This is a genomic window from Nonomuraea fastidiosa, assembly GCF_042751225.1.
GTDB lineage: Bacteria > Actinomycetota > Actinomycetes > Streptosporangiales > Streptosporangiaceae > Nonomuraea > Nonomuraea fastidiosa.
Map to the genome: position 1 here is coordinate 5,943,204 of NZ_CP170570.1, position 21,366 is coordinate 5,964,569.

General features: G+C 72.2%; 20 protein-coding genes, 1 pseudogene and 1 riboswitch. Of the genes and pseudogenes, 11 read left to right on the forward strand and 10 right to left on the reverse strand.

Annotated elements, in window-relative coordinates:
• Nucleotides 1–258: 258 nt before the first annotated feature.
• The 3 genes from ACFMQL_RS27440 to alc are packed head-to-tail and all read left to right on the forward strand — an operon-like array spanning nt 259 to nt 3,665.
• Nucleotides 259–1,413: a glycerate kinase gene (locus ACFMQL_RS27440; protein WP_364055048.1), complete on the forward strand. Its 1,155-nt coding sequence runs from the start codon at nt 259–261 to the stop codon at nt 1,411–1,413.
• Entirely contained in the window at nt 1,410–2,720 is a 1,311-nt protein-coding gene (allB, locus tag ACFMQL_RS27445; RefSeq protein WP_378787714.1) for an allantoinase AllB, read from the forward strand. The genes ACFMQL_RS27440 and allB overlap by 4 nt, the downstream gene beginning before the upstream one ends.
• Nucleotides 2,721–3,665 carry an allantoicase gene (gene alc / locus ACFMQL_RS27450; protein WP_364055042.1) on the forward strand — a complete coding sequence of 315 codons (945 nt, stop codon included), beginning with the start codon at nt 2,721–2,723 and terminating at the stop codon, nt 3,663–3,665. It abuts the gene before it with no gap.
• A 105-nt stretch (nt 3,666–3,770) separates the two neighbouring features.
• Here the strand turns inward: alc and pknB are convergent, their stop codons facing one another.
• From pknB to ACFMQL_RS27470, 4 genes are all read right to left on the reverse strand, one after another.
• Nucleotides 3,771–5,750 carry a Stk1 family PASTA domain-containing Ser/Thr kinase gene (pknB, locus tag ACFMQL_RS27455; RefSeq protein ID WP_378787717.1) on the reverse strand — a complete coding sequence of 660 codons (1,980 nt, stop codon included), beginning with the start codon at nt 5,748–5,750 and terminating at the stop codon, nt 3,771–3,773.
• Between the two features lie 238 nt (nt 5,751–5,988).
• Nucleotides 5,989–6,744: a thiazole synthase gene (locus ACFMQL_RS27460; protein ID WP_378787719.1), complete on the reverse strand. Its 756-nt coding sequence runs from the start codon at nt 6,742–6,744 to the stop codon at nt 5,989–5,991.
• Nucleotides 6,737–6,937 (reverse strand): sulfur carrier protein ThiS, encoded by a 201-nt coding sequence (gene thiS / locus ACFMQL_RS27465; protein WP_378787721.1) that lies wholly within the window; start codon nt 6,935–6,937, stop codon nt 6,737–6,739. The genes ACFMQL_RS27460 and thiS overlap by 8 nt, the downstream gene beginning before the upstream one ends.
• Entirely contained in the window at nt 6,934–8,253 is a 1,320-nt protein-coding gene (locus ACFMQL_RS27470) for an FAD-dependent oxidoreductase (protein WP_364055033.1), read from the reverse strand. The genes thiS and ACFMQL_RS27470 overlap by 4 nt, the downstream gene beginning before the upstream one ends.
• Nucleotides 8,241–8,357: riboswitch (TPP riboswitch) on the reverse strand. (Overlaps the previous gene by 13 nt.)
• A gap of 64 nt (nt 8,358–8,421) precedes the next feature.
• Between ACFMQL_RS27470 and ACFMQL_RS27475 the strand changes: the two genes are divergently transcribed.
• Genes ACFMQL_RS27475 through thiE form a run of 3 tightly spaced genes read left to right on the forward strand, consistent with a single transcriptional unit; the run spans nt 8,422 to nt 10,621 of the window.
• Nucleotides 8,422–9,591 carry an NAD(P)/FAD-dependent oxidoreductase gene (locus ACFMQL_RS27475; RefSeq protein WP_378787723.1) on the forward strand — a complete coding sequence of 390 codons (1,170 nt, stop codon included), beginning with the start codon at nt 8,422–8,424 and terminating at the stop codon, nt 9,589–9,591.
• A 30-nt stretch (nt 9,592–9,621) separates the two neighbouring features.
• Complete coding sequence (locus ACFMQL_RS27480; protein ID WP_364055027.1) at nt 9,622–9,996, forward strand: Rv2175c family DNA-binding protein; 375 nt, start codon at nt 9,622–9,624, stop codon at nt 9,994–9,996.
• Nucleotides 9,974–10,621: a thiamine phosphate synthase gene (gene thiE / locus ACFMQL_RS27485; RefSeq protein WP_364055024.1), complete on the forward strand. Its 648-nt coding sequence runs from the start codon at nt 9,974–9,976 to the stop codon at nt 10,619–10,621. The genes ACFMQL_RS27480 and thiE overlap by 23 nt, the downstream gene beginning before the upstream one ends.
• 285 nt (nt 10,622–10,906) lie before the next feature.
• Here the strand turns inward: thiE and ACFMQL_RS27490 are convergent, their stop codons facing one another.
• On the reverse strand, nt 10,907–11,974 hold the full coding sequence (locus ACFMQL_RS27490) for a polyprenyl synthetase family protein (RefSeq protein ID WP_364055021.1): 1,068 nt from the start codon (nt 11,972–11,974) through the stop codon (nt 10,907–10,909).
• 147 nt (nt 11,975–12,121) lie between these two features.
• Here ACFMQL_RS27490 and metF point away from each other — a divergent pair.
• Nucleotides 12,122–12,987, forward strand: a pseudogene (metF, locus tag ACFMQL_RS27495) (methylenetetrahydrofolate reductase [NAD(P)H]).
• Between the two features lie 179 nt (nt 12,988–13,166).
• On the opposite strand, the gene ACFMQL_RS27500 reads toward metF, so the two are convergent.
• A complete protein-coding gene (locus tag ACFMQL_RS27500) occupies nt 13,167–13,739 on the reverse strand; it encodes a GNAT family N-acetyltransferase (RefSeq protein WP_364055015.1) in 573 nt (190 codons plus the stop codon).
• Nucleotides 13,740–13,749: 10 nt separating this feature from the next.
• Nucleotides 13,750–14,232 (reverse strand): YbaK/EbsC family protein, encoded by a 483-nt coding sequence (locus ACFMQL_RS27505; RefSeq protein WP_378787726.1) that lies wholly within the window; start codon nt 14,230–14,232, stop codon nt 13,750–13,752.
• Nucleotides 14,233–14,331: 99 nt separating this feature from the next.
• On the opposite strand from ACFMQL_RS27505, the gene ACFMQL_RS27510 reads away from it, so the two are divergent.
• Entirely contained in the window at nt 14,332–15,153 is an 822-nt protein-coding gene (locus ACFMQL_RS27510; RefSeq protein ID WP_378787728.1) for a peptidoglycan-binding protein, read from the forward strand.
• Here ACFMQL_RS27510 and ACFMQL_RS27515 read toward each other — a convergent pair.
• Together ACFMQL_RS27515 and ACFMQL_RS27520 are read right to left on the reverse strand one after the other, a co-directional pair.
• Nucleotides 15,150–15,767: a hypothetical protein gene (locus ACFMQL_RS27515; RefSeq protein WP_364055006.1), complete on the reverse strand. Its 618-nt coding sequence runs from the start codon at nt 15,765–15,767 to the stop codon at nt 15,150–15,152. The genes ACFMQL_RS27510 and ACFMQL_RS27515 overlap by 4 nt on opposite strands.
• A 60-nt stretch (nt 15,768–15,827) precedes the next feature.
• Nucleotides 15,828–16,433: a TetR family transcriptional regulator gene (locus ACFMQL_RS27520; RefSeq protein WP_364055003.1), complete on the reverse strand. Its 606-nt coding sequence runs from the start codon at nt 16,431–16,433 to the stop codon at nt 15,828–15,830.
• 95 nt (nt 16,434–16,528) lie between these two features.
• Here ACFMQL_RS27520 and ACFMQL_RS27525 point away from each other — a divergent pair, with 95 nt between their 5' ends.
• From ACFMQL_RS27525 to ACFMQL_RS27535, 3 genes are all read left to right on the forward strand, one after another.
• Nucleotides 16,529–17,728: a cytochrome P450 gene (locus ACFMQL_RS27525; RefSeq protein ID WP_378787731.1), complete on the forward strand. Its 1,200-nt coding sequence runs from the start codon at nt 16,529–16,531 to the stop codon at nt 17,726–17,728.
• Nucleotides 17,729–17,734: 6 nt separating this feature from the next.
• On the forward strand, nt 17,735–17,926 hold the full coding sequence (locus tag ACFMQL_RS27530) for a ferredoxin (RefSeq protein ID WP_364054997.1): 192 nt from the start codon (nt 17,735–17,737) through the stop codon (nt 17,924–17,926).
• Nucleotides 17,927–18,965: 1,039 nt separating this feature from the next.
• Entirely contained in the window at nt 18,966–19,412 is a 447-nt protein-coding gene (locus tag ACFMQL_RS27535) for an SAV_6107 family HEPN domain-containing protein (RefSeq protein WP_364054994.1), read from the forward strand.
• Between the two features lie 1,290 nt (nt 19,413–20,702).
• Here the strand turns inward: ACFMQL_RS27535 and ACFMQL_RS27540 are convergent.
• Complete coding sequence (locus ACFMQL_RS27540) at nt 20,703–21,197, reverse strand: transcriptional regulator (RefSeq protein WP_026214021.1); 495 nt, start codon at nt 21,195–21,197, stop codon at nt 20,703–20,705.
• Nucleotides 21,198–21,366 lie beyond the last annotated feature (169 nt).

Sequence of the window (21,366 nt, forward strand, 5' to 3'; positions counted from 1 at the left end):
GCGCTTCGCCCCGCCCGGCGCGCGAGCGGGCTGCGTCCCCGCTTCGAAGAGGCCGGGGCGCCGGTGCTCCCGCCTCTGCCCGGCGCGCGAGCGGGCTGCGTCCCCGCTTCGGAGAGGCCGGGGGACCGGTGCTTCCGCCCCTGCCCGGCGCGCGAGCCGGGCGGGGCGGGATGTGATGATGAGTCACGCCTTCCTGCCCGCTCGCACCGGGCAGGAAGGCGTGTCAGCACATTCTTCATCATCAGGTGGGAGTTCGTAGTGGTTCAGCACGTACTGGTGGCCCCCGACAAGTTCAAGGGCTCGCTGACGGCCGCCGAGGTCGCCTCCCACGTCTCGGCGGGCCTCGGCGTGCCCACGGTGGAGCTGCCGGTGGCCGACGGCGGCGACGGCACCGTGGACGCGGCCGTGGCGAGCGGCTACAGCCGGATCACGATCGAGGCCACCGGGCCGACCGGGCGGCCCGTCTCCGCCTCGTACGCCTGGCATCCCACCGGCACCGCCGTGGTCGAGCTGGCGGAGGCCTCCGGGCTGCGCCGCCTGCCGGGCGAGCGCGAGCCGCTGACCGCCACCAGCCGGGGCACCGGCGAACTGATCGCCGACGCCGTACGCCGCGGCGCGAAGCGGGTCGTGCTCGGCCTGGGCGGCAGCGCCTGCACCGACGGCGGCGCGGGCCTGGCGCAGGCGCTCGGCGCCCGGTTCCTCGACGCGGAAGGCAACGACCTGCCCCCCGGCGGGGCCGCGCTCAAGAAGCTCGACCGCATCGACATGTCGGGCTTCCTCGACATCTCGGGCGTCGAGTTCGTGGTCGCGAGCGACGTGGACAACCCGCTGCTCGGCCCGCACGGCGCCGCCGCCGTCTACGGCCCGCAAAAGGGCGCGACCCCCGACGACGTCAAGACGCTGGAGGCCGGCCTCGCACGCCTGGCCGCCATCGCCACCGCCACCCACGGGCTGATGGGCGCTGTCGAACACGACGACGTGCCCCGGGCGATGGGCGTGGCGGGCGCGCCGGGCGCGGGCGCGGCGGGCGGCGTCGGGTTCGCCGCGCTCGCCTTCCTGCACGCCGAGCTGCGTCCCGGCATCGACTACCTGCTCGACCTGCTCGGCTTCGACGCCCACGCCGAGGGCGCCCGCCTGGTGATCACCGGCGAGGGCTCGCTGGACGAGCAGACGCTGCGCGGCAAGGCCCCCGCGGGCGTCGCGCGGGGGGCCGCGCGGGCGGGAGTGCCGGTGGTGGCGGTCTGCGGGCGTACCACGCTCTCGGCATCCGACCTGAAGGCCGCCGGCATCGAGGCCGCGTACGCGCTGACCGACATCGAGCCCGACCCCGCCCGCTGCATGGCCGAGGCGGGACCGCTGCTCGAACGGCTCGCGGCCAGGATCGCCGCAGAACGCCTCACGGAGGGCGCATGACACCGTACGACCTGGTCGTCCGATCCCGCAGGACCGTCACGCCCGAGGGGGAGCGGGCCCTGGCCGTCGCCGTGCGCGGCGAGCGCATCGCCGCGCTGCACGACCACGCCGAGCCGCTCGCCGCCGCCGAGGACGTCGACCTGCGGGATCTGGTGCTGCTGCCCGGCCTGGTCGACAGCCACGTCCACGTCAACGAGCCCGGCCGCACCCACTGGGAGGGCTTCGCCTGCGCCACCAGGGCCGCCGCGGCGGGAGGCGTCACGACGATCGTGGACATGCCGCTCAACAGCCTGCCGCCCACGGTCAGCACCGAGGCGCTGGAGATCAAGCTGCGTGCCGCCGAGGGCCAGTGCCACGTGGACACCGCGTTCTGGGGCGGCGCGATCCCGGGCAACCTCAAGGAGCTGCGGCCCCTGCACGAGCGCGGCGTGCGCGGCTTCAAGTGCTTCCTGTCGCCGTCGGGGGTCGAGGAGTTCCCGCCGCTGAGCGCGGGCGAGCTGCGGCAGGCCATGACGGAGGTGGCCGGATTCGGCGGGCTGATGGTGGTGCACGCCGAGGACCCGGCGCTGCTGGGCGAGCCGGACGGGCCCGGCTACCGCGCGTTCCTCGACTCGCGGCCGGGCGCGGCCGAACGCAGCGCCGTCGAGCACGTCGTCCGGCTGGCCGGCGAGACCGGCTGCCGGGTGCACATCCTGCACGTCTCCAGCGCCGAGTGCCTCGACGTGCTGGAGGCCGCCAGAGCCGAGGGCGTGCCGGTCTCGGCCGAGACCTGCCCCCACTACCTCACGCTGACCGCCGAGCAGGTGCCCGAGGGCGAGACGGCGTACAAGTGCTGCCCGCCCATCCGCTCCGCGCGCAACCGCGACCTGCTGTGGGACGGGCTGGCCAGGGGAGTGCTGAGCTGCGTGGTGTCCGACCACTCGCCGTCCACCGCCGACCTCAAGGTGCCCGACTTCGCCGCCGCGTGGGGCGGCATCGCCTCGCTCCAGCTCGGGCTGGCCGCCGTCTGGACCGAGGCGGCGCGCAGGGGCCACACCCCGTCGGACGTGGCCCGCTGGATGTCCGCCGCGCCCGCCGAGCTGGCCGGCCTGTCCGGCAAGGGCGCGATCGCGGCCGGCAACGACGCCGACCTCGTCGCGTTCGACCCCGACGCCGAGACCGTCGTCGACGCGGCCCGCCTGCACCACAAGAACCCCGTCACGCCCTACCACGGCCGCACGCTCAAGGGCGCCGTCCTGACCACCTGGCTGCGCGGCCGCCCCGTGGACGGCGAGCCGCACGGACGATTCCTGCTGGGAGCGCGATAGATGGCCGACTTCACCCGCCTGCCCGACCTGGCCCTGCGCACGTACGGCGGCTCGGTCGTGGCCGCGAGCGACGAGTCGTTCGCCGAGAAGGAGAGCCTGATCAAGCCGGGCCGCCCCGGCTTCCAACCGGAGACGTTCGGCAACAAGGGCCAGGTGTACGACGGCTGGGAGACCCGCCGCCGCCGCGAGCCCGGCCACGACTGGGCGCTGGTACGCCTCGGCATGCCCGGCGTGATCCGCGGCGTGGTGATCGACACGGCCTGGTTCAAGGGCAACTACCCGCCGCACGCCTCCGTCGAGGCCGCATCCGTGCCCGGCCACCCGTCGCCCGGCGAGGTGCTCGACGCGTCCTGGACCGAGATCGTGCCGCTGTCGCAGCTCAGGGGCGACCGCGAGCACTTCTTCCCCGTCGCCGACGACACCCGCTACACCCACGTACGGCTCAACATCCACCCCGACGGCGGCGTGGCCAGGCTGCGCGTGCACGGCGAGGCGCGTCCCGACCTGTCCGTCTACGACGGGCTCGGCTTCGACCTCGCCGCACTCGCCAACGGCGGGCTGGTCACCGCCTGCTCCGACGAGTTCTACTCATCGCCCAACAACGTCATCGCGCCCGGCCTGGCCCGCCACCAGGCCGAAGGCTGGGAGACCGCGCGGCGGCGCGGCGGCGGCAACGACTGGCTCGTCATCCGGCTCGCCGGGCGCGGCGTCATCAGGCTCGCCGAGATCGACACCACGAACCTGCTGTACAACGCGCCCGCGGCGGTCTCGCTCACCGGCATCGACGGCGACCGCGAGGTGGAGTTGCTGCCCAAGACGCCGCTGCAGCCCGACACGCCGCACCGCTTCCGCCTCGACGGCGACACGCCGGTCACGCACGTGCGCGTGGACATCCACCCGGACGGAGGGCTGGCCCGCGTACGGCTGCACGGCCACCTGGCCTGACTCACCGGCACCCCGGCCGCGCTCCTAGGGCCGGCCGGGGCCGCGTCAGCGCCGGAGCCGGTGCCGGAGTCAGTGCCGGAGTCAGTGCCGGAGTCAGTGCCGGAGTCAGTGCCAGAGGATGACCGTGCTGCCCGGCGGGCGCTCGCTGTTGGGCAGCGGCCGCTGGAACTGCACCACAGGGGCGTTGGCCAGCCGCTGCACGCGTACGCGGAAGCCCAGCGCCTCCAGCTCGGACTTGGCGTCGTTGACGTTCTTGCCGATCACCCCGGGCACCATGGCGAACTGCTGGTCGTCGCGGGCCTCGTTGTCGCCGTTCCTGAACCAGTCCAAGAACGGCGTCTGGCAGCGCGCCACCGTGATCATCGCGGGCGCGCCCCTGTCCACCTCGGCCTTGGCCTTCGGCGACTGGGCGATGACCGTGCACGGCTCGGCGTCGTCGTCGACCTCGTTGACCTGCACCTGGAAGCCCTGCGAGCCGAGGAACTGGGCCGCCTCGTCCTTCGGCATGCCGGACACGTCGGGCATGGTCAGCCCGGCGCTGACGAAGATGTTGACCTTCGCGCTCTTCCTGACCCGCTCGCCCACCTGCGGCGAAGTGCGGATCACCTTGTCACGCTCGACCTGCTGGTTGGGCTGGCGCTTGACGGTGCCGACGGTCAGCCCGGCCTTGGCGATGGCGGCCCGGGCGTCGTTGCCGCTCATGCCGGTCACGTTGGGCACCACGATGCGCTCGGGGCCGAGAGAGAGCGTCAGCGTGACCGTCGTGCCCTTCTCCAGCTCGGTGTTCGCCGCCGGGTCGCTGCTCAGCACCAGGCCCTCGGCCACCTTCTCGTCGTACTGGCTCTCGCCCTTGCGCGCCTTCAGCCCGGCGTTCGCCAGGTCCTTCTCGGCCAGCGCCAGGTCCTTGCCCACGACGTCGGGCACCTTGACCTGCTCGGGCAGCGAGAAGTACCAGCCGGTCAGGCCCACCGCGATCACCATCACCGCGGCCAGGCCGGCCAGGAACAAGCTCGGACGGAACCGGCGCCGCGGCTCGGGCTGGGCCACCTCCATCCGCGGCTGGATCAGCGTGTGGGCCGGCGCCGCGTGCGGCACCGACGGAGCCGAGTGGACGGAGTGCGCCTGCCGACCCGACGGGGCCGGGGTGTCCGGCTGGATGGCCGTGAGCGCCGCCGTCTGCTGCGAGTGGAACGCCGCCATGCCCGGCAGCGAGGCCGTGCCCGGCGGGATCGACGTCTGCGGCAGCACGCGGTGCGCCTCGACCGCCGCCACCAGCATCGCGGTCGCGTCGGCCGGCCGGTCGTCCGGCTCGCGGGCCGTCGCGCTCGCCACCAGCCGGTCGATCAGATGCGGGACGTCGGGGCAGATCGACGACGGCGGGGGAACGGTGTCGTGGACGTGCCGGTAGGCCACCGACATCGGGGTGTCACCGGAGTACGGCTGCTGCCCGGTCACCAGCTCGAACAGCATGATGCCGGCGGCGTAGACGTCGCTGCGCACGTCGGCGGCGCCGGTCAGCACCTGCTCGGGCGCCATGTAGCCGATCGTGCCGATCAGCATGCCGGTGCGGGTCTGGTTGGTCGCCTCGATCGCCCTGGCCAGACCGAAGTCGACGACCTTGACCCGGCCGTCGTCGGTCATCAGGACGTTCTCCGGCTTGACGTCGCGGTGCATCATGCCGGCCTGATGGGCCGCGCCCAGGGCGGCCAGCACCGGGATGAGGATCTCCAGCGCCTCGCGGGCCGGCAGGCGGCCGCGTTCGCGCAGGATGTCGCGCAGCGTGCGGCCGGGGACGTACTCCATCGACAGGTAGACGACGTCGTTGTCGGTGCCCTGATCGAAGACGGCCACCACGTTGGGGTGTGACAGGCTGGCGACCGACTTCGCCTCGCCGATGAACCTCCTGACGAACGCAGGGTCCTCGGCGAGCGAGCGATGCATGACCTTCAGCGCGACGGTCCGGTCGAGCCGGACGTCCAGCGCGAGATAGACGGTCGCCATACCGCCCCGGGCGATCCGGCCCTCGATGCGGTAACGCCCATCGAGGAGCCGCCCGACCAGGGGGTCCGCAGTCGTCGTGTCCACCCCGCTGAGTTTACGGGCGATTTGCCACCGGGATGGCCTTGCCGCCCGAAACCGATGCGGAGACGTTCCCGTCCGCACCGCCGCGGGGATGCCGATGTGGCCCCGGCGTGTCGCCGGGGCGCACGAAACGGGCCGCTCGCGCGGGCGGCCTCCCAGGAGGCACGCGCGAGCGGCCCCCTGGAAGGCTCACGCGGGCCGTCTTATGGAAGCGGGGCTACGGCCTTCTTCTGGAAGCGGGCTACGGCGTCATGGGGGAGGACGCCTCGGCGTAGCGGCGGCGCGGGATGCGGCCCGCCTGGGCCGCGAGCCGCCCGGCGATCACCGCCTGCTTCATCGCCGCGGCCATCAGGTCGGGCCGCTGCGCCCGCGTCACGGCCGTGGCCAGCAGCACGGCGTCACAGCCCAGCTCCATCGCCAGCGCGGCGTCGCTGGCCGTGCCGATGCCCGCGTCGAGGATCACCGGCACGGACGCGGCCTCGACGATCAGCTCGATGTTGTGCGGGTTGCGGATGCCGAGCCCGGAGCCGATGGGCGCGCCCAGCGGCATGACGGCCGCGCAGCCGGCCTGCTCGAGGCGCCGCGCCAGCGCCGGGTCGTCCCCGATGTACGGCAGCACCACGAACCCGTCGGCCACCAGCCGCTCCGCCGCGTCGAACGTCTCGATCGGATCGGGCAGCAGCGTGCGCTCGTCGGCGATGACCTCCAGCTTGACCCAGTTGGTGCCCAGGGCCTCTCTGGCCAGCCGGGCCGTCAGCACGGCGTCGCCCGCCGTGAAGCACCCCGCCGTGTTGGGCAGCACCTTGATGTCGCGCTTGCGCAGCACGTCCAGCACGGAGCCGCGCGCCGACGGGTCGAGCCGGCGCATCGCCACCGTGGTCAGCTCGGTGCCGGACGCGGCCAGCGCCTGGTCCAGCACCTCCAGCGAGGGCGCGCCACCGGTGCCCATGATGAGCCGGGAGGAGAACTTCTCACCGGCGATGATCAGCTCATCCACCTTGCACCGCCGTCAGCACCTCCACGCGGTCACGGTCGCTGAGCGCCGTCGTCTCCCAGGCGCTGCGGGTGACCACCTCGTCGTTCACGGCCACGGCCACGCCGGTGGTGGCCGTCGTCAGCGTCCGTACGGCCTCCGCCACGGTGGTGCCGTCGGCCACCTCGCGCTCAGACCCGTTAATGGTGACAATCATGAAATTTCCTGAAACCTCCCTGGCGAGCACAGGGTCGCCAGCTCGCTCTCCTCGCCCATCAGGATGGCCGCCGTCAGCGGGGCCATCAGCACCCCGCCGCGGTGGTGCCCGGTCGCGTACGTCAGCCCCGGGGTCCTCGCCGGGCCGATCACCGGAAGGTTGTCGGGGGTGCCCGGCCGCAGGCCCGCCACCACGTCGGCGACCTCCATCTCGGTGACGCCGGGCACCAGCTCCCTGGCGTCGCGCAGCAGCTCGTACAGGCCGCCCGCGGTCACCGTCGTGTCGAAGCCCAGCTCCTCCTGCGTGGCCCCCACCACCAGCTCGCCGTCGCCCCGGGGGACGAGGTAGACCGGCGAGCCGTGGACGGTGCCGCGTACGCAGTGGGTGAGCAGCGGCTGCGGCGAGCGCAGGCGCATGATCTGGCCCTTGACCGGACGCACCGGCACGTCGGCCAGCTCACCGCTCCACGCCCCGGCCGCCAGCACCACCCGGTCGGCCGCCAGCACGTCCCCGTCCGCCCACGCACCGTCCGCCTCACCGGCCCCGGCGACGTCAAAGGCCCGCTCGGCACCGTCACCGGCGGCCCGTTCGCCGGCATCGGCGGGGTACGGCGCGGCAGGTGGTCCGCCGACGTGGTGAGCCCCGAGACGCAGGCCGGTCGCCGGTGCGCCGGTGGGCTTCGACAGGCGTACGCCCGTGACGGCGCCGTTCGTACGGACCAGCTCGCTGACGCGCGCCCGCACCAGCGGAACGCCGCGTCGCTCCAGGGCGGTCAGCAGCGCCGCCGTCACCCGCCGCGGGTTCACCCAGGCGTCGCCGGGCGCGAGCAGCCCGCCGCGCACGGAGGGGGCCAGCATCGGCTCCAGGCGGCGGCACTCGCGCCCGGTCAGCCGTTCGACCGGCAGGTCCAGCTTCTCCATGAACGCGGCCAGCTCGTCCAGCATCGCCATGTCGTCGGAGCCGAACGCGACGTCCAGCGTCCCCTCGGCCCGCAGATCCAGCCCGCCCGCGCCAAGCCCCGAACGGGGGCCGCGGGCCAAGGCACCGGCGGCGGAGACCTCGCCGGCGGGGAGTCCGGCGTCCTCGGCCAGCTCGGCGGCGAAGGCGGGCCAGCGGCTCAGCGCCGCCATGCCCAGCCGCAGCAGCGGCGCCTCGGTGTAGGTGACCTCGCTCACCGGCGCCAGCATCCCGGCGGCCGCGTGGGAGGCCCCGGTGGCGGGCGCGGGATCGACCACGGTGACCGGCCGTCCCTCGCACGCGAGCCGCCAGGCCACGGACAGCCCGACGACCCCGCCGCCCACGATCACGTCCATCATGCGCTCCCTTCGCCGGCATGATCCGGATCAGGTGTCTTGCGGTCGAAGGCCCGTCACAGCCTTCCTCTCAGCCCGGTCACGGCCGGACTCCCGCGCGTCTTACCGCCCACAGCCTACGACCTCGGTACGGGGCGCACGCACCGGCCCCTTATGGTCGCCGTTATGGTCATGAGCGTGAACCATGTCGTGGTGGTGGGAGCGGGTCTCGCGGGTGTGCGTACGGTGGAGGCCCTGCGCGGGCGCGGCTTCGACGGCCGCATCACGCTGCTGGGCCAGGAGCGCCATCGCCCCTACGATCGCCCGCCGCTGTCGAAGGCGGTGCTGAAGGGCGACGCCGACACCAGCTTCATCGACACCGACCTCGACGCGCTCCAGATCGACTTCCGGCCGGGCGTCGCGGCCACGTCGCTGCGCGCGGGCGTCGTGGAGACCACCGAGGGCGAGCTGCCCTACGACGGCCTGGTCATCGCCACCGGCGCCGACCCGATCAGGTTGCCAGGCGACGGCCCGCAGCACGTCCTGCGCACGCTCGACGACGCTCACGAGCTGCGGGTGATGCTCGTACCCGGAGCGCGGGTCACGGTCATCGGCGCGGGCTGGATCGGCGCGGAGGTCGCCACCGCGGCCCGGCGCGCGGGCTGCGCGGTCACGGTCATCGAGGCGGCGCAGACGCCGCTCGCCGCCGCCGTCGGCACGGAGCTCGGTGGCCGCACGATCCCCTGGTACGAGGGCATCGACCTGCGGCTCGGCACCATGGTCGAGTCGGTCGAGGAGGGCGGCGTCCGCCTGGTGGGCGGCGAGTTCGTCGAGTCCCACGTGGTCGTCACCGGCATCGGCGTGCGCCCGGCCGTCGAGTGGCTCGCCAACGCCGACATCGACCTGCACAACGGCGTCGTCACCGACGAGCACCTGCGCACCTCGCTGCCCGGCGTGGTCGCGGTGGGCGACTGCGCCGCGTGGTGGTCGCGCCGCTGGGGCACCCGCCTCAGGGTCGAGCACTGGGACACCGCGCTCAACGCCCCCGACGTCGCCGCCGCGACGCTCATGGGGGAGGAGGCGGTCTACGACCCGGTGCCGTACTTCTGGTCGGAGCAGTTCGGCCACATGCTCCAGTACGCCGGACACCACACCGAGGCCGACCGCCTCGTGTACCGGGGCGAGCCCGAGGGCAAGTGGTCGGCCGTCTGGCTCACCGACGGCGACACGCTCGCCGCGGTGCTCGCCGTGGACCGGCCGCGCGATCTCGTACAGGGCCGGCGCATCATCGAAGCGGGCCATCGACTGGACGCGGAACGCCTGGTAGATCCACAAGTGCCCCTACGAGATTGTGTTGTTTGAGCAAGCACGCCATGTGGTAGTTGTGGTTTCGTGACGCTTTCTGTTGCACAGATCGACCGGGAGACCGAGCAGCTCGTCGACGAGTGGCTCACCCTCCCCGAAGTGGCCCAGCGCCTCGAGCTTCCGATCGGCCGGGCCAAGCAACTCCTCAAGGACCACAAGCTGCTCGGCGTGCGCCGCGGCAGCGGCGGGCCGCAGGTGCCCGCGAAGTTCCTCGACGGAAAGGACGTGATGAAGGGCCTGCCCGGCACGCTCACCGTGCTGCAGGACGCCGGTTACGACGACGTCGAGGCGCTTCGCTGGCTCTTCACCCCAGACGACTCGCTGCCGGGGTCGCCCATCGAGGCGATCAGGGCAGGGCGTCACACCGAGGTCAAGCGGCGTGCCCAAGCCCTCGCTTTCTGAGGCCCGCCTCTACCTCTGCACAGACGGCCGCCGCGACCGCGGCGATCTGGCGGAGTTCCTCGACGCCGTGCTGGCGGGCGGTGTGGACATCATCCAGCTGCGGGAGAAGGGTCTCGAGGCGCGCGAAGAACTCGCGCTGCTCGAAGTCTTCCGCGACGCCTGCGACCGGCACGGAAAACTGCTCGCTGTCAACGACCGGGCGGACGTCGCCTACGCCGCCCGGCCCGACGTGCTCCACCTGGGGCAGGACGACCTTCCTGTGACGGTCGCGCGAGAGATACTCGGCGACGACATCGTCATCGGACGGTCCACCCACTCCGCAGCCGAGGCGTCCGCCGCGGCCGTGGAAGAGGGCGTCGACTACTTCTGCTGCGGCCCGATCTGGCCGACCCCCACCAAGCCTGGGCGCCCCGCGCCGGGGCCGCCGCTGCTGCGGCACGCCGCCTCGCTCGGCACCTCGCGTCCTTGGTTCGGGATCGGCGGCATCGACCTGGGCAACCTCGACGAGGTGATGTCGTACGGCGTGAGCCGGGTGGTGGTCGTCCGCGCCATCACCGAAGCCGACGACCCAGGGGCGGCCGCGGCCGAGTTCGCCAAGCGGCTGGCCGCCGGGCCGGCCCGCTGAAACCTCCGAGGCGCCCGCGCTCCCCGCACGGGCGCCTCCCGTCCTTCCCCGGCCCTCCGGGGTCTTTTCCCGGCCTTCCGCAACTCCTCGGCGGTCTTTCCCGGGCCCCTGCGACTCCTCGCGGCCCTTCACGTCCTTCCGCGCCTTTCGCCGGCCCCGACCGCCTTTCCCCGCCCCGTCCGTGACGAGGCTCCGGAGCGTCCGTGACACGGCGGCGCGTGCCGTCCGTGGCACGGGAGCGCTCCCGCTACGAGGCGGCGGTGTCCGTGACGAGGCGGCGCGCGGTCAGGTCTTGCGGGACGTCGCCGCGATCGCCAGCTCGGTCAGCGCCGCACGGGCCTCCGGCGTGACCGGCGCCGCTTCGAGCGCGGTCAGCGCCTGGCCGAGATAGTCGGAGATCAGGTCCTCGCACTCCTGCAGCGCCCCGCTGTCCTCGATGATCGTGCGCAGCTCCGCCACGCCCCGCGCGTCCAGCTCGGGGTCCCCGAGCAGCCGGCGTACGGTGGCGGCCCCGGCGGGGGAGGCGGCGGCGAGGGTGCGCGCCACCAGCATCGTGCGCTTGCCCTCGCGCAGGTCGTCACCGGCCGGCTTGCCCGTCTCCGCCGGGTCGCCGAAGACGCCCAGGATGTCGTCGCGGAGCTGGAAGGCGATGCCGACGCGCTGGCCGTACCCGGTGCACAGCTCGTCCATCCACGGCGTCAGCTCGCGGGCGGCGAGCACCAGGCCGAGCCGCAGCGGCTGCTCGACCGAGTACCTGCCGCTCTTGTAGAGCGCCACCCGCAGCGCCGAGTCGAACGTGTTCTCCCCGGTGGCCTGCTCCAGCAGGTCGAGGTACTGGCCGCACATCAGCTCGCTGCGCATGTGGTCGTGGAGGGGCTGCGCCGCCTCCAGCGCCTCGCGCGGCAGGCCGCAGGTGCGCCACATCTCGCCCGACCAGAGCAGCAGCAGGTTGCCCAGCAGGATCGCCGCGCCCTCGCCGAACTGCCCGGACGAGCCGTGCCAGCCCGCGCTCTCGTGCATCGCCTGGAAGCGGCGGTGCGCCGACGGCATGCCCCTGCGCAGGTCGCTTTTGTCCATCACGTCGTCGTGCACCAGCGCGCTGGCCTGCAGCAGCTCCAGCGAGGCGACGGCGGTGAACACGGCGGGCTCGTCGATGCCGCCCGCGCCGCGCCAGCCCCAGTAGCAGAACGCGGGCCGCAGCCGCTTGCCGCCCGACAGCAGCGCGTCGGCGGCCGTGCGCAACGGCTTGAACTCGGGCTCGCCCCCGGCGGGGAGCTTCTGTTCGACGAACTCCGCGAGCGCGCGCTCCACATGGGCGCGCAGGATCTCCATGCCGGCGGCGTCAGTGGTCATGCCTTGAGCGTAATGGCCGAAAGGGCGCGGTTCGATCTCGGAGGGGCCGCTCTGGCCGGTGCGACAGGAGTTCCACGGGGTAGCCTTATCGTCATGGCTCTTGGTCGACCCTCCGTCCGGCCCGATCGCGTTCCGACGGTCCGCGAAATGCTGGCCTCCGGCGCCAGGTCGTTCTCGTTCGAGTTCTTCCCCCGAAGACCGACGAGGGCGAGCGGCAGCTCTGGCGCGCGATCAGGGAGCTGGAGTCGCTGCGGCCGACGTTCGTCTCGGTGACGTACGGCGCGGGCGGCTCCACCCGCGACCGCACGGTCGACATCGTGGAGCGCATCGCCCACGACACCACGCTCACGCCGGTGGCCCACTTCACGGCCGTCAACCACTCCGTGCGCGAGCTGCGTCATCTCGTGGGCCGCTTCGCCGACGCCGACGTGCGCAACATCCTGGCCGTGCGCGGCGACCCGCCGGGCGACCCCACCGGCGAGTGGGTGCCCCACCCGGAGGGCGTGATGTACGCCGAAGAGCTGGTGCGCCTGATCCGGCAGTCCGGCGACTTCTGCGTGGGCGTCGCCGCCTTCCCGTACAAGCACCCGCGCTCGCCGTCCATCGAGTCCGACACCGAATACTTCGTGCGCAAGTGCCGGGCCGGTGCCGACTACGCGATCACGCAGATGTTCTTCCAGGCCGACGACTATCTGCGGCTGCGTGACCGGGTGGCGGCCAAGGGGTGCGAGACGCCGATCATCCCGTGCATCATGCCGGTCACCCAGATGAGCACGATCGCCCGCTCCGAGCAGCTGTCGGGGGCGCCGTTCCCGCCCGGCCTCGCCGCCCGCTTCGAGAAGGTCAAGGACGACCCGGCGGCGGTGCGGGCCCTGGGCATCGACCACGGCGCCGAGCTGTGCCAGCGGCTGCTCGACGAGGGCGCGCCCGGCATCCACTTCATCACGTTCAACCGGTCGAGCGCGTCGCGCGAGGTGTTCCAGCGGCTGCAGCCCGCCGGCCTGCTGGCATAAGGCCTACCGGCCTGCCCGCATAAGGGGAGCCCGCCACCCGCCCGCAGGGGGACCGGGCGGGTGACGGGCAGGGGACACTAGACGGTGGGTAAAGTGTCGGCTACTTTCTGTCATCAAAGGTGCCCGTGCGTCATCCCCGGTAAACCTGTGGTCACCTGGTCTCCAGCAGGTCACTCAGATCAGGTGAGCGGGAGGCGGCGGCCCGCGATCGCGTACTCCTCGTGACCGCCGGGGAAGGCGAACTTCGTCAGCAGATCCATGAAGCCCATGCTGGCGTAAAGGTGGCGGGCCGCCGTGGGCTGGTCGTGCGTGGACAGGATGGCCGTACGCTCGCGCCGCCCCGCGCACAGCGTCTTGATCATCCGGCGGCCGATGCCCTTGCCCTGGTAGTCGGGGTGCACGTGGATCTCGGCCAGCTCGAAGGCGTTGCCCATCCAGGCATGCGCGGCCTCCTGGCCGATGCGGTCGGCGAGGCCCCGTACGACGACGTCGTGCCACCACTGGCCGGGCGCGCCGCGGAAGCCGTAGGCGAAGCCCACGATGCGGGGTTCCACATCGCCCCCACCCGGGGATGAATCACGCAACTCCGCGAAATAGCACTGGAAGTAGGGATATGTCGCGTGATTGCGCATGATGGTCTGGCGCCCGGTGATCTGGTCGAGAGGCGGGTTCATGGCCGCCGTGTAGATGTCGATCACCGTGTCCAGCCGCTCGGTGAACTGGGCGGGACCGGCTCCGCGAAACTCGATCACCCGTCGCACACTACTCGACGTCCACCGGTGTGCCCCCGGTGATCCGCACCAGCTCGTCGAACGTCGTCGGGAACACCGTGTGCGGATGCCCCGCGGCCGCCCACACCACCTCGTGCTTGCTCAGCCAGTTGTCCACCAGCGTGCGCACCGGAGACGGATGCCCCACCGGAGCCACGCCGCCGATCGGCTGGCCGGTCGCCGCCCTGACGAACTCCGGCGTGGCCCTGCGCACCCGCTGGACGCCCGCCGTACGGGCGATCAGCTCGGTGTCGACCCGGTGTGCGCCGCTGGTCAGGACGAGCAGGGGAGTGCCGTCGGCGTCGAAGATCAGGCTGTTGGCGATGGCGCCCACCTCGCAGCCCAGCTGGGCCGCGGCAGTGGCGGCCGTGGGGGCCTTCTCCGGCAGGACCACGATCTCGCCGGTCGCGCCCAGCTCGCGTAGCGCTGACTCGACGATGACGGCGTTCGACGGCAACGGCAACTTCTCAGACATGGGGACACTCTAAACAGAATGGCCGCCCGATTACCGATTCATGGTGACTGGTGTATGGTCCCGTGATCTGTTCTGTACGGATTGTGAGAGGTGGTACCTGTGGGGTTTCCACGGCTGCCCGGGGTGGCTGCCCTCCTGACGGCCGGCGCGGTCGCCGTCTCGGGTTGCGGAACGCAGAGCGCATTACGTACGGCCGCCCCGCCCCCGAGCAGCCTCGCGGCCTCCGTCGCGCCGCCCGCGGCGGGGAAGAACGCGCCCGCGGCCGAGCCCGCGGTGGTGGCGCCGCGCAAGACGCTGCGGCTGGGCGCCAAGGGATCGGCGGTCAAGTGGCTGCAGAAGCGGCTGATCGAGCTCGGCTACCGGCCCGGCAAGGTGGACGGCCAGTACGGCACCACGACGCTGGCCGCCGTATGGGCGTTCCAGAAGGTCAACGGGATCAAGCCGACCAGCACCATCGCCCGCCGCACCTGGGAGGCGCTGGAGAGGCCGAGAGCGCCGCGCGTGCTGGTGCCGAACGGCCGGCCGACCCGCGCCGAGGTCGACCTGACCAGGCAGGTGATGACCCTGTACGTGCGCGGCCGGCTCAAGCTGATCAGCCACATCTCGTCGGGCAGCGGCATCCCCTACTGCGAGACCGCCACCTGGCAGGGCAGGAAGCAGCGCTTCTGCGGCTCGGCGACCACTCCCACCGGTGACTACCGCACGACGTGGCGGGTCGGCGGGTGGCACAGGTCGTACCTGGGCCAGCTGTACAACCCGATCTTCTTCAACGGCGGCATCGCCTTCCACGGCGCGCTGTCGGTACCGCTCTATCCGGCCTCGCACGGGTGCGTGCGCATGCCCATGAACGTCGCGGAGGAGCTGCCCGGCCTGCTCGGCAAAGGCGTGCCGGTGCACGTCAGGGGCAAGTTCCGCCGCTAGGAGCCCATGCCGGGCCCGCCGGGCTGCCGCAGGCTCGGCGGGCTCTCCGGACCCGGGGGACTCGGCGAGCTCTCCGGGGCCTGCTGAGCCTCACGGGCCTTGTGCGCCGCCGCCGCGCGCCTGCCGTCGGTGGCGGCCATGACCATCCCGACGGCCTGCGCCACGCCGCCGATGAGGATCAAATACGCCGCGTACGACTGCCAATCGGGCAGCCCCGACACGAAGCCGGACTGGTCGGTCAGCGCGGCGAGCGCCCTCGCCGGGTTGAGCAGCGCGATGGCGAACGCCAGCGTGTACGGCAGGATCAGCAGGCCCGAGACCACCAGCAGCGCCGTGCGGCCCCGTCCCGGGCGGCGTAACAGCAGGCCGATGACCAGATAGGCGAGCGCCACCAGACCGGCGAAGAGCGCCGTCAGCAAGATGATCCGCCACGCGTCGGCGCCCATCGTCGTCATGCCCGAGGCGTCGATCCTGCCGCCCTCCCACTCGGGGTCGGCGATCTGCGCTCGCACCGCCGCGCGGACGCCCAGGTAGCCGGCGCCCGCGTACGCCGCCGCCAGCACGGGACCCAGGGCCAGCAGCACGAGACCGGCCGGTCGTCCCCTGCCCGCCATGCGCTCTCCTTCCCGCTCGTCGGTCCGGGCCTCCGGGAGACAGCTTCTCACCGGATCGCGCTAGCCGAGCGAGCCCAGCCCGGCGATCGTGACATCCCCTGCCCTGCGTACGGCCGCGATGATCTCGTCGATCGGCTTGCCCTCGTCGACGCTCGTCATCACCGTCACCATGATCGCGCCGATCAGCGCGCCGACGGCGGTGCCCGCGTCCTGCAGGCTCAGCCGGTCGGGGAACGCCTCGTGCAGCGCCTTGGCCAGGGTGAGCTGGCTGTCGAGCAGCAGGTGCAGCGCCCGCGCCTGCAGCGACGGCACGGTCAGCACCAGCCGCGCCCGCAGCGCCGCGGCGTCGTACGTGCCGGTGCCGGTGATGACCTGCTCGATGCTGTCCTCGAGGAACTGCCGCAGCAGGTCGGCCACCGTCTGGTCGGGCGTTTTGGCCGCCAGCCGCGTCATCGCCCTGTCGAGCCGCTGCTGGGAGTCGAAGAAGAGCACGTCCTCCTTACTGGCGAAGTAGCTGAAGAACGTGCGCGTGGACACCTCGGCCTCCGCGGCGATCTCCGCAAGCGTCGTCTCCTCGTACCCCTTCTCTTCGAACAACCGCAGCGCCGCCTGGATCAGCGCCTGGCGGGTGCGCTGCTTCTTGCGCTCGCGCAGACCTTCGACCATGGCCGAACTATAGTGCACCGGATTATTCTTTTCACTCGTTGCATTTTTGCACTCGTTGAGGTTTTCTGGAGGGGAGTGAAGGAAAGGAGCCGACCATGACCGAGACGTCCGCGCTGACCTTGTCCATGACCCGCCAGCGTCCGCTCGACCCACCGGACGAGGTCGCCGGCCTGCGCCGGCACGGGGCGATCCACCGCATGAAGTACGCCGACGGCCACCTGGGCTGGCTCGTCACCGGCTACGCCGCCGCCCGCGCCGTGCTCGCCCACCCGCACTTCAGCAACCGCCCGGAGACGCAGCACCCGCCGATCGCCTCCACCCGGCTGGAACTCGCTCAACGCGACTTCAAGCTGCCGCCGGGGTTCTTCCTGCGCACGGACGCACCCGAGCACACCCGCTACCGCAAGCTGCTGACCGGGCAGTTCACCGTGCGGCGGATGAAGATGCTCGAACCGCGCATCACCGAGATCACCAACGACTGCATCGACGCCATGGAGGCCAAGGGCGGGCCGGTGGACCTGGTGGAGGAGTTCGCGCTGCCGATCCCGTCACTGGTGATCTGCGAGCTGCTCGGGGTGCCGTACGAGGACAGGGAGACGTTCCAGAGGGAGTCCAGGACGCTCTTCGACCTCGACGCCGGGGCCGACGACGCGGTGGCGGCGCTGGGGCGGATCTGGGCGTACCTGATGGAGCTCATCCAGCGCAAGCGCGAGCAGCCGGCCGACGACCTGCTCAGCGGGCTGGTCCAAGGCGGGGAGCTGAACGACGAGGAGCTCACCGGGGTCGGCGTGCTGCTGCTCGTCGCCGGGCACGAGACGACCGCCAACATGCTCGGGCTGGGCACGTACGCGCTGCTCACCAACCCCGAACAGCTCGCCCTCCTGCGCGACGACCCCTCGCTGGCCGAGAACGCCGTCGAGGAACTGCTGCGCTACCTGACGATCATCCACCTCGGCCCGGTCCGCGCGGCGACCCAGGACGTCGAGATCGAGGGCGTCACGATCAAGGCGGGCGAGGCCGTCACCCTCCACCTGCCCGCCGCCAACCGCGACCCCGCGCGCTTCCCCGACGGCGAGCACCTCGACCTCACCCGGCCCGCCTGCGGCCACCTGACCTTCGGCCACGGCATCCACCAGTGCCTCGGTCAGCAGCTCGCCCGTACGGAGATGCGCATCGCCTACCCTGCGCTGCTGCGGCGGCTGCCTGGCCTACGCTTGGCGGTAACACCCGAGGAGGTGCCGATGCGCTCGAACATGTCGATCTATGGAGTGCACCGCCTCCCTGTCACTTGGTAGGTCACCATGAAAATCAAGGCAGACGAATCGGTGTGCATCGGGGCGGGCATGTGCGCGCTGACGGTGCCCAAGATCTTCGACCAGAGCGAGGACGAAGGCACGGTCGTGCTGTTGCAGGATGTGCCGCCTGCGGATCTGGAGGACGCCGTGCGGCGCGCGGTGACCCTGTGCCCATCGGGAGCCATCTCGATCGAGTGAGGCCCCGGGCGGGCCCCGGATGTCGGCTCGGCGCCGCTATGCGAAGGCGCGGATCTCGGTTGCCGCTCTCGTGGGCGCGGATCATCGGTCGGGCACCGCTGGGCGGACGCGGATCGATTGGACGCCGCGGGAGCGGACCGCGGATCGGTTGGACGCCGCGGGAGCGGACCGTGGATCGGTTGGACGCCGCGGGAGGGGGCCGTGGGTCGGTTGGATGCCGTGTGAGCGGGCGCGGGCGCCGCTACGCGGGGGTGGACGCCGGCGCAGCGCCGCTTCACGGGCCTGCCGTTGCACGGACCTTCCCGCTCCGCTCTGACGGCCCGACCGGCTGCGGCGCCACGTTCGCATGTGCGCCGCGCTGGACGCGGCCGGTCGCTTGGCGTGCGTGACGTGCGGGGCTGGTCCGGAGAGTGCGCGCCGGGCGGGGATGAGGCTTGTTCTTGGCTCGGGTGTCGCCGGGGTGGCCAGTCGCCTGGCGGGCGTGTCGCACGGGTGCTGCTCCTCGGAGCGCGTGCCACAGGGAACTTGACCGCTCCGGGGTCCTCACAGCCTCGGGCACCGTGCGCCGCGGCCGTGACGCCGTCATCGCCGTCACGTCGACACCACCACACCGCCGCCGTCACCACGGCGGCGGCTTTTTCCTGCGGACGCGCGTTTTCGAGCGGGTACGTGCCCTCCACGTCTTCGTGCGGGTACGCATCCGTCACTTCAAGGTCATCGAACCTTTGTTCGCGAACCGGTTGACAACGTGGCGTGATCGAAATTATGTTCGACCTAGTGACGGTGAGGCTCGCGGCTCAACGTCACACGGGCCTGGTCGCGGACGTCGCTACCCCAGCGAGCCCCCCGCGGCCAGGCTCCCTGGGCGAAGGGCACGTCCTCGTCGTCGGCGGAGGCGAGTGGGCGTGTCCTGGCCGGACGGGGAGAGGGGAAGCTCCTCGTCCGGCCGGCCCGGCGGAAATGTCGGTGGCGTCTGCGATTGTTGTGACCACCGGCGGAGACGCCGGCGCCGCCCACGACTCCAAAGGAGGCGCGCAAGATGGCACCACGGCCTAGAGAAACGCCCGGGCCCCGGCTGTCGCCTGCGGTTCGGGCACACCTGACCGATTCCCGTTCCTGCCTGGCGGAGGCGAGCGCCGCTCGCACCCCGGCATCGCGCTACGTCGCCGCCCACCTGGCGGCGCTGCGCGCGGCGGCGGCGATCCTGGCCGCCCATCCCCGGCCCATGGAGGGCCGCAGGCGGCGCCTGCGCAGCGCGTGGGAGCAGCTTCCCGAGGTCGAGCCCGAGCTGGCCGAGTGGGCCGCCTACTTCACGACGACCGCCGCCAAGCGCGCCGCCGCCGAGGCGGGCATGGTGCGGCGGGTCAGCCAGGCCGACGCCGACGAGATCCTCGCCGAGGCCGAGACCTTCGTCTGCACGGTCGAAGACCTGCTCGGCGTACCGGGCCAGCCCCAATTGCCAGTGGACGTCCCACTGGCGGGCTGACCCCTCCTCACCGGCCCCTCCCACCCGGGCCGGACTGATGTCATCCCGCCACGGCGGCCGACCTGACCGCGCCACGGGAGACGACCTTCCCCGCCCACGGCGTACCTGGTCCGTCGGCGCAGCGGCAGCCCCGGCGCACTCCCGCGAAGGCGAACGGGTCGCCGGACAAGTTACTGCAGCCGCGGTGGCCCGGGTTCGGTCGCGCTACGGCAGTTCCAGTTCAGTTGCGCTGCGGCAGCCCCGGCCGGCCTCAATGCGGGCATGGGATTCCGTCGCAGGAGCCTCGACGTTGCTCCACCGCCAACGACGTGCTCTTCTGTGGTGCGGGCGGCCTGTCCGGAGGAGTATTGCGGCGGGTTTCGCCGTCTAGGGCATCTGACGGCGCCTCGCGCCGATGATGGTTCCTCCGAGCGGGGATTTCCGCCCGGATCTTCGGGCTGGTTGCACTGCGGCAGCCCCGGCCGGCCCTGCTACGGCGGACGGGCTACGGGCTTCTGCCACGGGGAAGCCGACGTCACCTCGCCGACGACGATGCGCGTCTGTCCTGCGGCGACTTGGGCGGACGGCGCGGCGTAGAGCGAGTTCCTGCCGTCGCGGCGACCGGATCGGATGGCGCGCCGTAGGGACGTTCTTGCCGTTGCGGTGTCTTCTTCCGCCTTCCACGCCGGAGACGGATCCTTTTCGCCGCAGGCGAGGCGCATGGGGAGGAGCTTGCTCGGCTTGTACGGTCGGCTGCCAGGCCGGCTCGGCCGCCATGGCTCGCTCTGTTTGCGGCTCTCCACCCCGCGAAGCCCGCCCGCCCCTTCATGTGACCTCGGCACGTCGCCGTTGTGCGCGGCGGGCGGTCGCCCGGCGGGTGCGGGCGGTGGCGGCCGGGGTTCGTCGCGAGTTGGGCCTGGTCGTGCAGGCGGTCAGGGGGTGGCGGTCCACTCGAAGAGCGGTCGCCGGCTCTTCGTCCGCCGGTGCCGGTTTTCCTTGTGGGTCTTGCCGGGTGCGTGGGCGGTGACCGGTCACACCGGCCCTTCGCGGGCCTCCGTGGGCGCTGGCGGGCGTTCACGGCCGGCCCAGCCCTTCAACGCCATCCCTGGGGTGCGCGAGCCCTGCGGCGTTCTGGGCGCGTCAGATCGTGCTGAAGGCCCGCCGCGGGACGGCGAGCCTTCAGTGAGCGGGTGACCTCGCAAGCGGTGCCCCCGCGATGCCCGGCCGATAAGACCGGGGACCGTCAGGCCCGAGGGAGACAGCCTCGGAAGCTGTACGGGCCCCGGCGCCGGTCCGGGGACCGCGGAGGGCTCAGAACGACTCGACGGCCCTGCGGGCCTCGGCGTCGAGAACGCCCCAGCTGATGAGCTCCTCGGTCAGCTCGCTCGGCGACTTGTCGTAGATCACCGCCAGGGAGCGCAGGTCCTCCTGGCGGATCGACAGCACCTTGCCGTTGTAGTCACCGCGCTGGCTCTGGATGGTGGCGGCGTAGCGGGCGAGCGCGCCGGCCTTCTCCTTCGGCAGCGTGGCGAGGCGCTCCAGGTCGATCACAAGCTTGGGCGTCGGCCCGAGCGGGCTGGGGGCGGCACCGCCCGGCAGCAGCTCGGAGACGGGCACCCCGTAGAAGTCGGCAAGCTCGGCAAGCTTCTGCACGGTCACAGCGCGGTCGCCACGCTCGTACGACCCCACGACGACGGCTTTCCACCGGCCACGAGACTTCTCTTCGACTCCATGCAGGGACAGGCCCTGCTGGGTGCGGATGGCGCGGAGTCGTGCACCCAGCGACTTTGCGTACTCAGACGGCATGGTGTGGCCCCCCGGCTCTCGTATGTATCGCTCTCAGTAGATTGTGCTCCCTTGCGGCGTATGCCCGGGCCACCGGGGGGTCTGGTGCCGGGCTCGGCACCATCGGTAGCCATGGCCCTGGGTTTACCCCAGAACGCCGCGCGGTGTGGTTACGCACAGTGACGGTAAA

Coding starts and splice junctions, on each gene's coding strand:
- allB (WP_378787714.1), top strand. CDS start 1,410: ATGACACCGTACGACCTGGTCGTCCGATCCCGCAGGACCGTCACGCCC.
- alc (WP_364055042.1), top strand. CDS start 2,721: ATGGCCGACTTCACCCGCCTGCCCGACCTGGCCCTGCGCACGTACGGC.
- thiS (WP_378787721.1), bottom strand. CDS start 6,937: ATGATTGTCACCATTAACGGGTCTGAGCGCGAGGTGGCCGACGGCACC.
- ACFMQL_RS27470 (WP_364055033.1), bottom strand. CDS start 8,253: ATGATGGACGTGATCGTGGGCGGCGGGGTCGTCGGGCTGTCCGTGGCC.
- ACFMQL_RS27475 (WP_378787723.1), top strand. CDS start 8,422: ATGAGCGTGAACCATGTCGTGGTGGTGGGAGCGGGTCTCGCGGGTGTG.
- ACFMQL_RS27490 (WP_364055021.1), bottom strand. CDS start 11,974: ATGACCACTGACGCCGCCGGCATGGAGATCCTGCGCGCCCATGTGGAG.
- ACFMQL_RS27505 (WP_378787726.1), bottom strand. CDS start 14,232: ATGTCTGAGAAGTTGCCGTTGCCGTCGAACGCCGTCATCGTCGAGTCA.
- ACFMQL_RS27515 (WP_364055006.1), bottom strand. CDS start 15,767: ATGGCGGGCAGGGGACGACCGGCCGGTCTCGTGCTGCTGGCCCTGGGT.
- ACFMQL_RS27520 (WP_364055003.1), bottom strand. CDS start 16,433: ATGGTCGAAGGTCTGCGCGAGCGCAAGAAGCAGCGCACCCGCCAGGCG.
- ACFMQL_RS27525 (WP_378787731.1), top strand. CDS start 16,529: ATGACCGAGACGTCCGCGCTGACCTTGTCCATGACCCGCCAGCGTCCG.
- ACFMQL_RS27530 (WP_364054997.1), top strand. CDS start 17,735: ATGAAAATCAAGGCAGACGAATCGGTGTGCATCGGGGCGGGCATGTGC.
- ACFMQL_RS27535 (WP_364054994.1), top strand. CDS start 18,966: ATGGCACCACGGCCTAGAGAAACGCCCGGGCCCCGGCTGTCGCCTGCG.
- ACFMQL_RS27540 (WP_026214021.1), bottom strand. CDS start 21,197: ATGCCGTCTGAGTACGCAAAGTCGCTGGGTGCACGACTCCGCGCCATC.